The organism is Bacteroides sp. AF39-16AC (genome assembly GCF_003602735.1).
Taxonomy (GTDB): domain Bacteria; phylum Bacteroidota; class Bacteroidia; order Bacteroidales; family Bacteroidaceae; genus Bacteroides; species Bacteroides uniformis.
In genome coordinates, this window is the sequence record NZ_QTLN01000006.1 from 127874 (window position 1) to 145237 (window position 17364).

Consider the following 17364-nt stretch of genomic DNA (forward strand, 5'->3'; position numbering starts at 1 on the left):
ATTAAGAGTTAATCAATTGCGTCCAATAAAATGAATGCAGCCCAGTAATAGGGGGAGGCATATCTCTTTATTTTCTTTATTTTTTGAGGAGCAGGCTCTTTGCTTTTATTCATTTTTTGTCTGATTTGCGATTCCCAGCGTTTGTTTGGAGTAATTTCAATTTCCTCTTCGTAGTCACGTACATATTTCTGTGCTTTGCGTAAGGATTCGAACTTACTTTCTCCTGCTAACAGATTTTTGTAGAATTCAGTCATCAGTAAGTGCGTGGCGTTATCGTCTACTTTCCAAAGACTCATTAATAAAGTGTTGGCTCCGGCTTTCTTGAAACCCCGCTGCAAGCCAAATACACCGTCACCTGCTATATCTCCTATGCCGGTTTGGCAAGCTGAAAGAACGGCTAGTTCTAATCCTCGTAAATCTAAAGTGGAGATCTCTTGGGCTGTAAGTATTCCATCTTCAACGTCTTTTAAATTTGCACCTTTTTTAAGAGCAATATTGGCTCCGGACATCAATAATCCACTTCGTTTTAAAGAGGAACTCTCTTTAGACATTCCTTTGTTTATTGAGGTATGAGGGGATTCTGAAGACCTCTTTTGGTTCACGTAGAATCCATGCGTTGCTATATGTAATATGTCTATTTGTTTTCCTGATAATGACTTGAATGATTCTTCAGTACCTTGCAGTTCAGAATAAAGTTCCGATTGGATATTGATTTGTTGCATTGAAGCATGAATGTTTTTTATCTCTGTCAGAGTAGCTGGTAAGTAGGAGACACCTCCTCTTAAAGTAAGGGAATCAATTACAATTGTGTCCAAATTTGGAGAATAACTTCTTGTTGCATATTTCAAATGTTCTTTTATAAGTGACACAGAATCTGCATCATATTGGAGACCACCGTATAATATCGCTTTTTTTGTGTTATTTCTATTTTTATTTTGTGCCAATAATCTGGTAGACGAGAGGCGGTACAAATTATATTTTTCTTGTAGAGGGATGCTGTCTGCCATGGTGTACTCTATGCCAATGTTATGTAGTATGCCGTCAGGCGTGAAATATATATTAGGGAGATTTCCTGAATAAGTCAGTATGGGTTTCCATAATAAGTTGTAGAGAGTGGAGGTTGAATAAATATCAGTTATTTCTTCTATGCTTTTTTGTTCACACAGTGGAATAAATTGTGGCATCCCTTTGCTTTTTAGAGTGATAGCAGCATACATGATACTGTCTTTTCCTATAGGAAAACAAGTAAACTCAACGGCTAAATCTTGCGGCTTTAATTCTTTCTGAATATCTTGCCATGAGCACTCCAGGCTTTTTGTGAAATCTCCTAATATAGCAGCTCTTTGCATAATTTCAGTGTTGAATCTGTCAGCAATTTTTTTAGCTTGTTCTTTTGAAATTTTTCGGTTCCCTTCTTGAATATATGAATCTCCTCTGTCCAACTCCTGTTCAATAGATAACATTCTTTCGTATTTTTTTATCAAGAGGCTGTCTCCTTCATGTTTTATAAGGTTAATGGCACTGATTGAAGAATTCAATAGAATGTTTTTTCGGAAGAGGAGGTTATTGTAGACTTCTCCGGGCGAAATACCTTGATGGTATCTGTATAATAGGTATTCTCCTAATGTATATGGAATTTGCTTATAATCCTCCCAAATACGTTCTCTATCTGCTTCTGTGGCATTACGAAAATTTTCTTTGAGTCGGTTTGTTATAGCGTTTGTTCCTTGACGGAAATAAGCAAGTAGCCTGTCTTCTTTATTCTGTTTCATATAATTGTCGAATAGGGACTTAAATACGTTTCCGATATATTCGTTATGGATATCTGCTGAGATAGCTTTTTCCCAATATTGTTGCTCCGTGGCCAACTCTCCTTTGTCGCGATATAGTTCTGCCAGACGGCATAATGACCAGAAGTGTAAATTTCTTAACTCCCCTATTTGTGAACTCTTGGCTACATTATTTTTTAATTGTTTTATGTAGTTCTCTTCACCTTCCAGCTCGGCAATATCAGTTAGGGTTTCAATATAGCGCTCATTATTGGTATGATTTGGGGATAGTTCTCTTTTTAGTTCTTCAAGGTGTTTCTTGTGATATAGAATAGCATTTGTGGTGTCTTTCATAATGCTATAATGCATTGCAATATCAGAATAATCATAGTATACATCGTTTTTATTATGTTCCAATATAGCCAATAACGAATCATTGAGTGCTCTGCATTTCTGTATGTCACGTTCTTCAGAGAATGCATATTGTAGAAACATTTTATTGATTTTATACGACTTTGTCCGTATATACATAGGATGCTTTTTCCCTTTGATGGAAACAATGAAGTCCATTTTTTTATCCAAACATGCAAGAGCGTCTGAACTATTCCCTAAATAGTCAAATAACTCATAGCATTTATCCCATGTATTGCATATCATATCAAATTCCACTTGAATTTGATTTGCCATGAGTTTGTCTTTACTACGTATTAGAAAATCGGACATAACTTGAACAGAATGTAAACTATGTTGTAGAGATAGCTCTGGTTCTATGGATACTTTTTTATACAGCTGACTAAAAGAATGTAATAATCCTCCATATGTATACCCATCTAATGTATCGGTTATCATTGTCATCGCTTTATTTAAGTACCGATGTGCATTTTCCGAATCATATAAGTATACGTATCTGTCACCTATTCGCCTATAGTTGTCCGATACCATGTTCTTATCGGGTATTTCTGTATGGTTCATTATAGAATCTATCTTAATTTTCAGGAAATCTATTGATTTTCGAAAATCTCGCCTAGTGTCATAGATGTTTATGATATTGTCTATATCACTTAGTTTGTCTTGAAAAAAGTAGTATGGATTTCCACCGTCATTGGTTTGGATAGCTTCTTCTCTCAATTTTAAAGATAAGTCCTCATATTTCCGGGATTGTATAGAATCATTGATTCTTTGATAGCAGTTAGATAGTAAATCTAACATTTGGGCATATGCAGAGATAGATGGCTCAACTGTTTTATCTGCCATAATATCTTTTATGCTAAGATAATCGGCTATTGCTTTATCATATTCTTGATTTAAATATTCAGTAAAGGCTTTGCTCTTTATGTATGATAAACATTGTTTGCTCTGTTTCTCTGGACAACAATTTATAAGCTGCTGATAAATAGAAATAGCTTTGTCGTATTTTCCAATGTTGTATGCTTTATAAGCCTCTGCCATACTCTCCATTAACAGATGATTCTCACAAAAGCTGAAGCTGTTTGTTTGAGTGATTTTTTTTGCAGTTTGCAGGAAGTATTCTTCGTCATTTAAGATACTGAATAAAGGATAAGAGCTGGCAAATATCTCTATCAGTTGCTTGGTTTGATATTTATTTGTGGAGAGTGAATCAATGAGTCTGGAGTTGAAGGCTTTATGTAACCAGTGTTTGGCTTTGTCAAAACTACGCTCTTCTTCCATTCTCATATAATAGTTTCCGAGTTTTAAATAAATCGTCGCTGTTTCCACAGAGTATTCCCCATAGTTCTCTAAAGCGATGTCTAATGCTCTTTGATATAGCGCTAACCCTTTTTTTCTGACTTCATAAGGTTGCGGAATAAGTATATTACCCGCATATAATGTTGCCAAAGAAGTTGCTATGATATATTCGTTTGCATTTCCCTTACGGTTAAGTCCCGAAATTTTCTTCAACGCTTCTTCACCGAATTCTATAGCACCGTTAATGTCGTTGGTATTGGTAAGCAAATTTATGCCTGCCTGAATAATGAGCCCGTAAATACTGTCATTTGCGCTACTAAAAGGAGCATTCATTGAGGGTTCGGCAAATAATGCTGCGGCATCGTTAATTTCAATGATGTCTTTGATATCATCGAAATTTATTTTGTTTCTTACAGCTAAGACGAAGGGTATGATGTTGTTGGCAATTTTCTTCCCCCATTCAGGATTTTTTAAATAGATGGGGACGATTTCTTTAATGCAGGTAGTGGCTTCTTTAATATTTTCCGTTATGCAAAATAACGGTAATAAATTAGTTAAGGTATTGCCATAGAATGGATGGTTTTCTCCTATGCATTCTTTTTCACTTTTTCCACACTCTTTTATTGCAGAAATTCCTGCTTCTAAATTGCCTTCTGACAAGAACTTCTCTCCGATGGCTGAAAGGGAATCCGATAGAACGGTCAAGCGTCTGTCTACAGGAATAATAGTGTAATATTGGTAATGTTTTTGGGCTGTTTGTATTTCTCCCAGCTTATAGTAACAACTCCCCAGCCACATTGCCGAATACTCCCTGCGGTTACTCGTCGAATCAAGTTCTGCTTTGTCTATTTTATCGCTTTCAGTAAATAGGGGAATGGCAGCTTTATAATCCTTTTGGTTATAAAGCTCCACCCCTTTGGCAAAGAGAGAATCTGATTTGAGCAGTGCCTGTTTATTTTGTGAATGACTATATATGCATATAAATAAACTTAGGGTAAAGAAAATTCGTCTCATACGCCGATTGATTATTGTATTTTGTCTTGATGGCATTTTCGCATGACGAGATAACGAAAGTTTTAGTATCTCGTTTCTGCTTCAAACCCCAACTTATCTATTACATCCTGGGTAATGATGTCTGCCGGTGCTTTCAGTGTTGTAATAACCCATTGCTTGGTCAGCTCATTCCATTGTTGGCTGGATACTACCTGCCAGCTGCGCGTCAATATGTCTTCCGAAGGTTCCATTGCTTTTCTTTGTTTCCGGTCTCTTTTCCAGTTCTTGCGATATTGTTCTGTTATGTCACAAGTCTCTTTCAATTCTATGGATAGCTTGTATTCTCCGGTACCGAAGCTGATGCGGTATTCATCGTTTTCATCGCGGAAGCCCATATAAGAACGAGGGACAATGAAGCTTTCGCCTCTGATTTTGTATTTGGGAGTTTCGTTCTCTTCCCGTACATAACGAAAGAATCCATTCTTGTCAAGTTGGCTCGAATCGACAGGTATTTCCAATGAAAACTCCCCTAATTCCTGGTCCTTTTGTAATTGTACAATCTCGTTCATCCAAGATGAGGTAAGCTTCATGGTCATAGAGAGACAGAAGTTTTTCCTTTCTTCAAATGAAAAAGGAATGTCTAAGACGGAGTTAGGCAAATTGGAACGGGTTGGACAGATAATCAGTGTGTCGAGTGCCAGCTCAAATTTGGAGTGGTTTATGATACGGCTGATTTTACTTCGGTCAATGTGGCATGAGATATAAAAAACAGTATCATTACCCTCTTTCCGCAAACATCCTATTCCGTCGAATCTCATGCCTTTGGGGTCTAACGCTCCATCGAACGAAGTTTCTTTATAGAAGTCGTTCATTTCCGATACAGTGCTGATTTGGGTGGTATATACATTTTCACTGCGGACGGTTTCCTCCCATTCCTCTTTTAGGCGCGAGTTTCGTGTCAACAAGGAGCCTATGGCATTTACTCCCAAATCAATGAAGGACGTCACGTAACCAGATGCAATACCTTTAGCCGATTCTTTGCTGGCATTGAATAAATCTCCCACATAACTGCGGGTAGAGTTTCTTTCTTCACATAAACTTTGAATTTCATCTGCTAAGTCGTCACTGCTGTAAATGAATGTTTCATACTTTACTGATTGTGCCAATGCTGTTATGGAACTTAGCAAGAATATTAAAAGAAATGATGGCTTTTTCATCTATTAAAGAGTTATGTTATTATTATTTGCGTATGCACTATCACTGTCATGTATTTTACAAATTTATAGGAATGTGACGGACTTTGCAAAAGTGTTTAGAATGTAAATGTACTATTGGCGATGTATCTGTGGTTATGCGGTTTTAAAATGGGATTAAGTGTGACAAATATTCTTCTTTAATATAGAAATATGCCTTTTTTATTTTTCACTTTACTTTTATCATTACCTTTGAAGGCTGATTTTAATTCGTTAAAGCAGGCTTGTCTTTACGTTGTATCATGGTTGCCGTTTCGTTAAACAATAGTCTAACGAAGAGACGACTCTGGTGCAACGAAGAAAAATTACTGAAAGGATAACTTATTAAAGTTGATTCAAAGATTATAATTGTCTAATCAATACATTAATGTCTTATGAGCGCTTATTATGATTTATACCAGAGTCCTCCGGACGAAAATGGTGAAGCCTCTTTGCTTCATGCACGTATCCTTCCCAAAGGGACCATCCCTGCCGACAAATTCCGTGAACTGGTTCACAAAGCTACAGGTTTCAGTCCAGCCATCCTTGACGGCACTTTACAGGCTATAACGGACGAACTGTACAGCTGGCTGGCAGATGGATGGATTGTGGAGGTGGGCGAACTGGGATTCTTCTCCTTGTCCTTGAAGTGTGACAAGACTGTGACAGATAAAAAGGATATCCGCTCTCCGTCCGTGCATTTCCGGAATGTGAATTTGCGTATCGGTAGTAAATTCCGCAAACGCTTTCAGACGATGGGGTTGGAACGGAAAGCGTCTCCTTACGTCTCCCACTCTAAATTGACTCAGGAGGAACGAAAGCAAAAACTACTGCAACATTTGGATAAGTATGGTTGTATCACCCGTGCGGATTATGAACAACAGACAGGAAGGGCGAAGCATCAGGCTGTGGCGGATTTGAATCTATTTCTTGAAGAAGGGATCATCCGTAAATATGGTAGTGGAAAGACAGTGGTATATCTCAAGCCTTGATTAATCTTAGTATATACTGCCGGAGCACTGATGATAATGAAAAAGAAACTTTTTAAATTGCCGATTTGTTCTTAACTTTGTCAAACAAAAAGCAATTAAAAAGAGAAAAGATGAATGTAAGAGGAACATCTATGTGCTTGCTATGTGCCGGAGCACTGTTTGTGGCTTGTGGTAGCAAGAGTGGAAAGACTGCGGAAGTTGCTGGACAAGCCGATACGGTACATGTCGTTGGTGGTGATAAGGATAAGCATGGTTGCATTGCATCTGCCGGATATACCTGGAGTGAGGTTCAGAAAGACTGTATCCGTCTGTGGGAAAAAGGAGTCCGTATGAACGCTGTGGATGATGCGGAGAAGATGTTGTTTCTGGTGCTCAGTCCCGATTCTACCCAAGTGGAACTGTTCTTTTCGGAAGAAGAAATGCCGAATGAGATTCTGGAGCGCCGTGGCCTTCCTGCGGGGGGATATGTTTGGAATGTGGAAGATGATGATACAAAGAATGTGCGTTTGGAAGATGGAAGATGGACGGTCAGCCAGCGCGGTCGGCTTATTTACCGGCAGGCAGAAGAGGCTGCGGGGAACTAATATGTAGAGAAATGGAGGATTTGAAGATATTGACAGAGTCTGTCTGCTGCATAGCCCGTGAAGCCGGATATTTCTTGAAAGAAGAGCGGAAAAACTTCAGCCGGGAAGCGGTACAGAAGAAACAAGCCCATGATTATGTCTCTTATGTAGACAAGGAGTCGGAGAAGCGGGTGGTGGCTGCGCTTCGGGAACTTCTTCCCGAGGCTGGATTTATAGCCGAGGAAGGTTCTGCTGTCTATCACGATGAACCCTACTGTTGGGTAGTGGACCCGTTGGATGGGACAACGAATTATATTCATGATAATGCTCCCTATTGTGTCAGCATCGCTTTGCGCGACAAGGATTCTTTGTTGCTGGGAGTTGTTTATGACCCTTGCCGGGATGAATGTTTTTATGCCTGGCAGGGAGGTGGCGCTTATGTGAATGGAGAACGGATGGAGGTCTCGTCTGTCCAGCAGGTGGAGGATGCCTTTGTAGTGACGGAACTCCCTTATAATTCCGACCGGTATGCACGTACCGGTGAGCATTTGATTCATGAACTTTACGGGCGTGTGGCAGGCATCCGCATGACCGGTTCCGCTGCGCTTGCCATCTGCTATGTGGCTGCCGGACGTTTTGATGCCTGGCTTGAGGCGTTTATCGGCAAATGGGACTTTTCTGCGGCGGCGCTGATGGTGCTGGAGGCTGGTGGAAGAATCACTGACTTTTGCGGTAGTGACGCCTTTTTGGACGGACATCATATCATTGCCACTAACGGACTGCTGCATCCGTTGTTCTTGAAGCTGGCAGGTGAGGTCTTGCCATTATAGCAAACAAGGCGATGGAGTGTATTGCTCTGTTGCCGTTTTTTTAATACTATACGATGAAAAACATAGTTAAAACCTGGTTCTTTTCTTTTGTCCATCTCTTTTTTCCGCGTCAGTGTGCCGTGTGTGGTGCTATCTTGCAAGAGGGTGAAGAGGGCATCTGCATGAAGTGCAATATGGATATGCCCCGGACAAACTATCATCTTCGTAAGGACAATCCGGTGGAACGTATGTTTTGGGGGAAGATACCTCTGGAACATGCCACATCTTGTTTCTTTTACCATAAAGGGAGTGATTTCCGCCGCATTCTCCATCAGTTGAAATATGGAGGGAGGAAAGACCTTGGCGAAGTGATGGGGCGGTTTATGGCGGCGGAGTTGTCGGCTACCGGTTTCTTCAGTGATGTGGATGTCATAGTCCCCGTTCCTCTGCATCCGCGTAAGCAGAAAATGCGTGGGTACAATCAGAGCGAATGTATAGCCCGCGGTGTTTCCGCTGTCACCGGTATTCCCGTAGATACTGCTTCCGTTGCCCGTATGAGGCATACGGAAACGCAGACCCGTAAATCCTCTTATGAACGGTGGGAGAATGTGGACGGTATCTTCTGTCTGCGTCGTGCTGACGCTTTTGCAAGGAAGCATGTACTGATTATAGATGACGTATTGACTACCGGTGCCACCACTACGGCTTGTGCCGATGCGCTCAAGGAAGTGGAGGGTGTGCGCATCAGTGTATTGACACTGGCGGTAGCGGCCTCATAAGTCAGAAACGATAACGGCCGCCTGCTACGATTGTTCCGGTATATCCTACTCCGAATTCTGTGAAGAAGGCAAACCGGCTTCCGTATTCGATGCCTAGAAAACTGAATTGATAAGCGAATTTTGTCTTGTGAAAGACTTCTCCTCCAAAACTGTTCCGGAGGAAATAGGCACCGAGCCCTGCTGAGGTATACAGAGAGAATTTGGGGCGGGTAAACCAGTGCCACCGGAAGGTGGGAAGAATATACAGATACCTTCGGTTGTCTTTGGTGTTTTCATCCAAAGCTTCGTAAAGGCTGCTGGCTGTCCCTTTGTTGCCGGTTATTCCTCCGGTTACTCCCAGGCTGATTTTGCGGTTGAATCTATAAATGTAGCTGATGCTCAGGGCACCGTAGTAGTTTGTCTTTTCGCGTGTATAAACTCCGAAACTCAGTACCGGAGCGAAGCACTCCTCGGCCATGCTGTTGGCATCGGTAATGGGCAGGAAACCATAGCTGACGGAAAATTCATGGTGCCGGAACTTTTCTTGGGGCAGAACGGGTATGTCTTGTGCTTTGCAAAATGTACATACAGTCAATCCGATGATTAAAAAGAGTAGGGCTGTTCTCATTATAGTCGTATTTTTGAATTAAATTTCATGGCTCTGCAAATAAAGACAGAAGGTCGGGATAAATTCCCTATAAATATTCCACAAATATATGTTAATTTCATGAAAGATGAAAGATTTCCGTTTGTTCGTTAAGTGCGGCTGATGGAGAAAACAAAAAAGGTTCGCCTAATTGACGAACCTTTTCGCTCTTCCTCTTGGACTTGAACCAAGGACCCTCTGATTAACAGTCAGATGCTCTAACCGACTGAGCTAAGGAAGAATATGCATTCAAGTTTTTTCGCTCTTCCTCTTGGACTTGAACCAAGGACCCTCTGATTAACAGTCAGATGCTCTAACCGACTGAGCTAAGGAAGAATATGCATTCAAGTTTTTTCGCTCTTCCTCTTGGACTTGAACCAAGGACCCTCTGATTAACAGTCAGATGCTCTAACCGACTGAGCTAAGGAAGAATGTTGTTTTTTCTCAAATGCGCTGCAAAAGTAATAGGATATTTTGAAATATGCAATATCTTTGCAAAAAAAATATCGAAGATGGATAAAATAATTGGGTTGGGCAATGCTTTGGTCGATGCGCTGGCAATCATTGAAGATGATAATATTTTGACGGAGATGCAGCTTCCGAAAGGAAGCATGACGCTGATTGATGAAGATAAGTTCTTGAAAATTAGTGAGTATTTCAGCCGGATGAAGACGCACCTGGCTAACGGAGGTTCTGCCGGAAACGCAATTCGGGCAATGGCATGCCTTGGTGCGGGTACGGGATTCATCGGAAAAGTAAGCAATGACTTTTACGGTAACTTTTTCCGGGATAGCCTGCTGGAACGTGGGACAGAGGCGAATTTATTGCTTTCCACTACCCTTCCGTCCGGTGTAGCCTCTACTTTCATTTCTCCTGATGGGGAGCGTACTTTCGGCACTTATTTGGGGGCGGCTTCTACATTGAAGGCGGAAGATCTTTCGCTGGATATGTTCAAAGGATATGCTTACCTATTTATAGAGGGGTATCTGGTGCAAGACCATGATATGATTCTCCGTGCCATTGAGCTGGCTAAAGAGGCCGGCTTACAAGTATGTTTGGACATGGCGAGCTACAATATAGTAGAAGGAGACCTTGAATTTTTCTCTCTGTTGGTCAACAAATATGTGGATATTGTTTTTGCCAATGAGGAAGAGGCAAAGGCCTTTACGGGTAAGGAACCGGAGGAAGCATTGGACATCATTGCCAAAATGTGTAGCATAGCCATTGTAAAGGTGGGTGCCCGTGGTTCTCTGATTCGCAAAGGTACAGAGATGGTGCAGGTACAAGCGGCTCCGGTAGAGAAAGTGGTGGACACTACAGGAGCTGGCGACTATTTTGCGGCAGGTTTCTTGTATGGACTGACGTGTGGCTACTCGCTGGAGAAATGTGGCAAGATAGGCTCCCTTCTCTCCAAAGATGTGATACAAGTGGTGGGTACAGAGCTTCAGGCTGCACAATGGGAAAAAATCAAGGAAGAAATTTTATTAATTAATTAATGTGCTGATGTGCCAATGTGCTAATTGGCTGCGCAATATTTGTTTCGCTATTACGCTGCAGGTTATTAGCACATTGGCACATTGGCATATTAGCACATTATCATAATTATGAGAAGAATTTTAAAGATACGCTGGATGGTTACCTTGCTGATTGTAGCGGGAGCCGTTTGTTTTTGGGGGTTTAAGAGTGGTGATAGCCGCAGTTTCCAAATAGCAAAGAATCTGGATATATTCAATTCCATTGTGAAAGAGTTGGATATGTTTTACGTGGATACGATTGATCCGAACAAGACTATCCGTGAAGGCATTGATGCCATGCTCTACTCGCTGGATCCCTACACGGAGTATTATCCGGAAGATGACCAAAGCGAATTGGAGCAGATGCTGAAGAATTCCTATGGTGGTATAGGTTCTGTGATTACTTGGAATCCGAAACTGAAACGTTCCATGATATCTGAGCCATACGAGAATATGCCTGCTGCCGATGTAGGCCTGAAAGCCGGAGATATTTTGATGGAAATTGACGGAAAAGACCTTGCCGGAAAGAACAACCAGGAAGTCAGCGAGATGCTTCGCGGACAAGTGGGTACCAGCTTCAAGCTGAAAGTGCAGCGTCCCGGTACAGAGAAACCGTTGGATTTCGACATTGTGCGCCGTTCCATCCAATTGCCGTTCATACCTTATTATACGGTGCTGGATAATAATATAGGTTATATCAATCTCAGCACCTTCTCGGGGAATCCTTCCAAGGAGTTCAAGCAGGCTTTTCTGGACTTGAAGAAGCGGGGGATGACTTCGTTGGTGATTGACCTGCGGAACAATGGGGGGGGCTTGCTGGATGAGTCTATAGAGATAGCCAACTTCTTTCTGCCTCGCGGAAAAACACTTGTGACGACAAAGGGTAAGATTAAGCAAGCCAGCAATACCTACAAGACATTGCGTGAACCGTTGGATCTGGAAATTCCTTTGGCTGTTTTGGTCAATGGCGGAACGGCTTCTTCGTCAGAAATCCTTGCGGGCTCTTTGCAGGACCTTGACCGTGCGGTCATTATCGGTAACCGTACTTTCGGTAAGGGATTGGTGCAGACCACCCGTCCGTTACCATACGGTGGTACCATGAAGCTGACGACTTCCAAATATTATATTCCCAGCGGCCGTTGTGTGCAGGCTATCGACTACAAGCACCGGAATGAGGACGGCAGTGTGGGACGTATTCCGGACAGCCTTACTACCGTGTTCCATACGGCTGCCGGACGTGAAGTGCGGGATGGTGGAGGCGTGACTCCGGACATTGCGGTGAAGCAGGAGAAGCTGCCCAACATTCTGTTCTATCTTGTCAATGACAATCTTATTTTCAATTATGCCACGGACTATTGCCTGAAACATCCTACCATCCCTTCAGCAGAGAAGTTTGAAATTACAGATGCCGATTATGCGGACTTCAAGACGATGGTGAAAAAGGCGGACTTCAAATACGACCAGCAGACAGAGAAGATGCTGAAGAACTTGAAGGAGATGGCCGAATTTGAGGGCTATCTGACTGATGCTTCGAAAGAGTTTGAAGCGCTGGAGAAAAAATTGTCGCATAATCTGGACCGTGACCTTGACCATTTCTCCAAGGACATCAAGAGCATGATTGCGGTAGAAATCATCAAACGTTATTATTTCCAGCGTGGAAGCATTATCCAGCAGTTGAAAGATGATGATGATTTGAAAGAGGCTGTAAAGATACTGACTGCTCCGGAAAAATACAAGGAAATGTTGAGTGCTCCGGCAGTGACGTCAATGTCTCTGCAACAAAGAAAGGAGACAGCCCCGGTTTTTCTGAGTACCGCTACGAGAGCAAATGAACATGTTTATGATGAAATAGTATAAGGACATTCTTAAGAGGATTCTTTTATTTGCTCCTTAATTTATACCGGATAGTCTCTGTATAAGCCTTTTATGAACGACTATCCGGTTAAGTTGTTTGTAAGGTATTAACTTGTTTTATATTTTTGCAGGTGAAAATGAAAACATTGACAAGGTTATGAAACAATTGAATTCTCTGAAAGTATGGCTGTCTGTGGTATTGTTGCTTTGCTTCTCTCTTTCTGGACAAGCCCAGTTCCTACGCACTTCCTACTTTATGGAAGGAAGTAACCAGCGTATGCAACTCAATCCGGCCTTGATGCCGGGACGCGGTTATCTGAATATTCCCGTGATAGGTTCGCTGAATGCTACCGTCAACTCCAGTTCCCTGGGGTATAGGGATATTATGGACATTATTGAAAACAGTGATGACAGCGACTATTTCATGAGCAATGACTTTATGAACCGACTGGATGCTACCAATAACTTGAATGTGAATTTGAGTACCGACATTCTGTCTGCCGGGTGGTATAAAGGGAAGAGCTTCTGGTCAGTCAATGTAGGGTTGCGTAATGATATCGGTGCCGCCATACCGAAAACCATGTTCCAGTTTATGAATAACATGAGCAGCCGGGAGTTTGGTGACAATATTTCTGACTATTTGGGTATTAACGAAACCATTAATGGACAGAAGCTTGAGATAAATTCCTATGCGGAAGTCGGCCTTGGCTTTGCAAGGAATATAACAGACCGGCTGGCTGTAGGCGGTAAGGTGAAGATGCTGTTGGGTATTGGTAACTTAAAGCTGAACATCAACCAGATTCATGTGGAAACTCCTTCTGTCGGTTCTTCAGGAATGACGAGTAAAGCTTCCATTCAAGTGGATGCAACTTTGGAGAACTCGTCAAAGCTGTTGGAGCTTCCCGAGAATGAGAGTGGCGATTATATCGATGAAATCGATTTTGGCAGTTTCGGTTTTGCCGGATATGGTGGGGCTATTGATTTGGGAGTATCTTACAAGTTACTGGATAAATTGACACTTTCTGCTTCAGTTCTTGATTTGGGTTTTATCAAATGGTCTAAATCGAATACCTGTATAGCGCGAGCCAATGCAGAGCAGACTTATGATCTTCTTGACCCGGCCTCGCAGCAGGAGTTCATGAATATTGTGAACAGCGGCGAGATTCTTAACTATGACATGTTGCAGCTCAAGACGGAGGAGGCTTCTGAGAAGAGCCGTACCCGTGGATTGACTTCTACAATGGTTCTTGGCGCTGAATATGCCTTACTGAATGATTGGCTGGTAGTGGGTGCCTTGTATACCGGTCGTTTTGCCAAACCGAAAACTTTGAATGAGCTGACTTTCTCTGCCTGCATCCGTCCGACGAATGCTTTCAATGTAGCTGCCAGCTATTCCGTACTTCAAGGAGCCGGTAAAACCTTCGGTCTGGCACTGAAACTGGGTTCCTTCTTTGCAGGAACAGATTATATGTTCTTTGGTAAGAATACGAAGAATGTCAATGCTTACTTGGGTGTTTCTATTCCTTTGGGAAAACAGAAAACTGCTGAAAATTAATAAATTGGATTTGGATATTATCGCGGATTATCTTTCTATAAAAGAGGATAATCTGCGATTTTGTTTTTACGAAAACGCAAAAAGCTTTATCTTTGCTGGTAAATACCTATAAACAGTACTCATGAGAATTGCAATAACGTTTTTCTTGTCTTTGGTTTTCAGTAGTTTGCTGCAAGCTTCACCCATACCTTTTTCTCCTATAGTGAGGAGCTATTCGGTGTCGGATTATAATGTCGGTATTCAGAATTGGGCCATTGCTCAGGACGAAAGAGGGGTGATGTATTTCGGTAATAACAGTGGGCTGCTGGAATTTGATGGAAGTGCTTGGCGGCTGTATGAATTACCGACAAAAGGAATTGTGCGTGCTATATATATCAGTGAAGATGGAAAAATTTATGTAGGCTCTTACGAAGAATTCGGTTATTTTGTTCATACTCCTTATAATACCCTTGAATATCACTCGCTAAAAGATGAGGTGAAGGACTTTACTTTTCATAACGACGAAATCTGGAACATTGTTTGCGTTCAAGGGGAAATTGTATTTCAATCGTTTGGTTCTCTCTTTTTTTATAATGGAAATTCTGTGGAAGGTATTCGGGTGAAGAGCCTTCCGCTGAACTTATTTCAGGTTGGAAATACTTTTTATTCTCAAAGAATAAATGGTGGACTTTGTGTCTTTTCCGGCAGGAAAATGGAAGAACTTATTCCCAGAAAGGTATTTGGGAATAGCGATGTCTTGGCTGGGCTTCCTTATGATGATGCCGTTTTAATGCTTACTCGTAATCAGGGAGGTTTTCTCCTCTATCGAGATGGGAGGGTAGAAAAATGGAAAACCGAATGTGATGATATATTCAGGAAGCATACCATTAATCGTGCGGTGATAACCAAGGACAGTTGTTACGTTGTTGGCACAATATCCGATGGCATATATGCGTTGGATAAAAAGGGAAAGCTGATTTGGAAGGTCAATACGGATAATAAACTACAGAACAATACTGTTTTGAGATTATATTGTGATGATGACAACAATATATGGACAGCTTTGGATGAAGGTATTGCCTATATACACAACAATTCTTTAATCTATTATTATGAACCTCCATTTCGTAAAATAGGCATGGTATATGATGTTCTGGTAAGGGAAAATGAAGCTTATATTGCTTCTAATCAGGGACTTTATTGGCTTAAGGATGGAAAGACTGAATTAGTTCCGGGTTTGGAAGAACAAGCGTGGTTCGTCGATGAATGGGGAAAACAGATTTTTTGCGGGCATAACAAAGGAACTTTCCTTATATCGGGGTTGAAGTCAAAGTTGGTATCTGATGTAAAGGGAGGGATGTGTATGGAAAAGATTGAATCGAAGGAAGAATCTTTTTTATTGGAAGGAACTTATGCGCTTTTAAATCTATATACGGAAGATACTTCGGGAGCATATGGTTTTATCCGGTCTCTGCGTGGATTCAGTCATATGGTCCGTCACATAGAGGTGGACCATCAAGGGAATATCTGGGCGAAACACTTAAGGAATGGTTTGTATCGTTTTCGGATTGATCCGGATATGAAGCAGGTAAAGGATGTACGGAAGTATGAGGGCCTGGGAGAAGTGAAAGGTGGGAGTTTTACTTTGTTCAAAATCAATGGTCGGGTAGTTTTTTCTAATGGGGAATATTTCTATACTTACGAAGATATGACTGATTCGATTGTTCCCTATGAAACAATGAATGAACAATTGATGGAATTGAAGGGAATCAAGACAGTGAGTCGTGCGAACGGAGATTACTATTGGTTTGTGGGTGATAGGATAGTGTATTTAGTGAAGTGTGCGATAAATACTTTCAATATCGAACTCCGGATTCCATATTCTTTGTTTGACGGTCTGACGGTGGAAGAACGGGGAAGCGTGGCTTATGACGTGAGGAATGGCTGTTCCTATCTTTGCCTGAACAATGCCATTGCCCGTATTGAGACGGACAGTTCCTCGTTATATAAATCTCGGGTCAGACGCTCTTTATGGATTTCGGGAATGCGGGTCATTGATGAATTCAGTGGTAAGCGGAAAACATTGGTCGTGCAGCCGGGAGCCAAGGTGGAGCCTGAGTTTAATACGGTGAATTTTACATTGTGTTATCCGGTTTATAGTAATTATACTTATAAGGTAAGGTATCGGTTGGAAGGATATTCTGACCAATGGATGCCGGGTGGACGCTATTTGCAGAAGAAGTATTCTCGGCTCTCCTATGGAAGTTATGTTTTTCAGGCAGAGATATATGATACCGATAGAGTTTTGGCATCGGTAGAGCTTCCTTTTGAGATTTTGCGTCCGTGGTATTTGTCTTATTGGGCTGTGGGAAGTTATATCTTGGCAGGATTGTGTCTGTTGGCTTTATTGCAATATCTGGTCTACCGTTTCGTGAAGAAAAAGAAAGACCGTGTGATTGAACGGCAGCGCGTAGCCCATCAGGCAGAACTCGAGCGGCAAGAGAAGAAGATTGTTGAGTTGGAAAAGGAACAGCTTGAGGCCGATTTGCGTTTTAAAAGCAAGGAGTTGTCCAGTGTGGTAATGACAAATATCGCCCATCAGGAATTTCTGAGTTCCTTGAAAGAAGAGATACAGCGGCAAAAGTTGTTAGGACAGTATAGCCGTAAGAACTTGGATAAGCTGCTCACTTTAGTTAATAGCAATATAGTGTCCGATGAAGAGAATTGGACTATGTTTCAGGCTAATTTTGACCGTATACACGAGAATTTCTTCCGTAATCTGAAACTTCAATATACAGATTTAACTTCAGGAGATTTGCGCTTTTGCGCATTGCTTCGCTTGAATATGCCGACAAAGGAGATAGCGAAGTTGCTCAACATTTCCACGCGTGGGGTTGATGCTGCAAGATACCGGTTGCGCAAGAAATTCAATCTGCTTCCGGAAGAAAGTCTGACTGATTTTCTTATAAACTTTAAATAGCTGCTTTACAGTG

At 41.6% G+C, this 17364-nt stretch carries 11 protein-coding genes and 3 tRNA genes; 8 read left to right on the top strand and 6 right to left on the bottom strand.

Annotated features, from left to right (window positions below; translation table 11 throughout):
• Positions 1-8: 8 nt before the first annotated feature.
• Together DW039_RS21235 and DW039_RS07700 are read right to left on the bottom strand one after the other, a co-directional pair.
• Positions 9-4490, bottom strand: a complete 4482-nt coding sequence (locus DW039_RS21235) for a CHAT domain-containing tetratricopeptide repeat protein (RefSeq protein ID WP_229094623.1) — start codon at positions 4488-4490, stop codon at positions 9-11.
• Positions 4491-4552: 62 nt separating this feature from the next.
• Positions 4553-5686 (bottom strand): hypothetical protein, encoded by a 1134-nt coding sequence (locus DW039_RS07700; protein WP_133302538.1) that lies wholly within the window; start codon positions 5684-5686, stop codon positions 4553-4555.
• 410 nt (positions 5687-6096) lie between these two features.
• Here DW039_RS07700 and DW039_RS07705 point away from each other — a divergent pair, with 410 nt between their 5' ends.
• The 4 genes from DW039_RS07705 to DW039_RS07720 all read left to right on the top strand — a co-directional run bounded on the left by DW039_RS07705 (position 6097) and on the right by DW039_RS07720 (position 8844).
• Positions 6097-6693, top strand: a complete 597-nt coding sequence (locus DW039_RS07705) for a DsbA family protein (RefSeq protein ID WP_057258851.1) — start codon at positions 6097-6099, stop codon at positions 6691-6693.
• Positions 6694-6803: 110 nt separating this feature from the next.
• A complete protein-coding gene (locus DW039_RS07710; RefSeq protein WP_057258849.1) occupies positions 6804-7277 on the top strand; it encodes a hypothetical protein in 474 nt (157 codons plus the stop codon).
• Positions 7278-7288: 11 nt separating this feature from the next.
• Positions 7289-8086 (top strand): inositol monophosphatase family protein, encoded by a 798-nt coding sequence (locus DW039_RS07715; protein ID WP_009037656.1) that lies wholly within the window; start codon positions 7289-7291, stop codon positions 8084-8086.
• 53 nt (positions 8087-8139) lie between these two features.
• Positions 8140-8844 carry a ComF family protein gene (locus DW039_RS07720; RefSeq protein ID WP_118931203.1) on the top strand — a complete coding sequence of 235 codons (705 nt, stop codon included), beginning with the start codon at positions 8140-8142 and terminating at the stop codon, positions 8842-8844.
• A gap of 1 nt (position 8845) precedes the next feature.
• On the opposite strand, the gene DW039_RS07725 is transcribed toward DW039_RS07720, so the two are convergent.
• The 4 genes from DW039_RS07725 to DW039_RS07740 form a co-directional block, all read right to left on the bottom strand.
• Positions 8846-9451, bottom strand: a complete 606-nt coding sequence (locus DW039_RS07725) for an outer membrane beta-barrel protein (protein WP_009037658.1) — start codon at positions 9449-9451, stop codon at positions 8846-8848.
• 185 nt (positions 9452-9636) lie between these two features.
• A tRNA-Asn gene (locus DW039_RS07730) sits at positions 9637-9710 on the bottom strand.
• Between the two features lie 21 nt (positions 9711-9731).
• Positions 9732-9805, bottom strand: a tRNA-Asn gene (locus DW039_RS07735).
• 21 nt (positions 9806-9826) lie between these two features.
• Positions 9827-9900: transfer RNA gene (locus DW039_RS07740), tRNA-Asn, on the bottom strand.
• Between the two features lie 81 nt (positions 9901-9981).
• Here DW039_RS07740 and DW039_RS07745 point away from each other — a divergent pair.
• From DW039_RS07745 to DW039_RS07760, 4 genes are all read left to right on the top strand, one after another.
• Positions 9982-10965, top strand: coding sequence for an adenosine kinase (locus tag DW039_RS07745; RefSeq protein ID WP_022402172.1), 984 nt, complete (start codon positions 9982-9984; stop codon positions 10963-10965).
• 108 nt (positions 10966-11073) lie between these two features.
• Complete coding sequence (locus DW039_RS07750) at positions 11074-12840, top strand: S41 family peptidase (RefSeq protein WP_117719958.1); 1767 nt, start codon at positions 11074-11076, stop codon at positions 12838-12840.
• Between the two features lie 154 nt (positions 12841-12994).
• Positions 12995-14392, top strand: a complete 1398-nt coding sequence (locus DW039_RS07755; protein WP_207810774.1) for a DUF5723 family protein — start codon at positions 12995-12997, stop codon at positions 14390-14392.
• 121 nt (positions 14393-14513) lie between these two features.
• Positions 14514-17351 (top strand): hypothetical protein, encoded by a 2838-nt coding sequence (locus tag DW039_RS07760; protein WP_080545844.1) that lies wholly within the window; start codon positions 14514-14516, stop codon positions 17349-17351.
• The last annotated feature ends 13 nt before the right edge of the window (positions 17352-17364 follow it).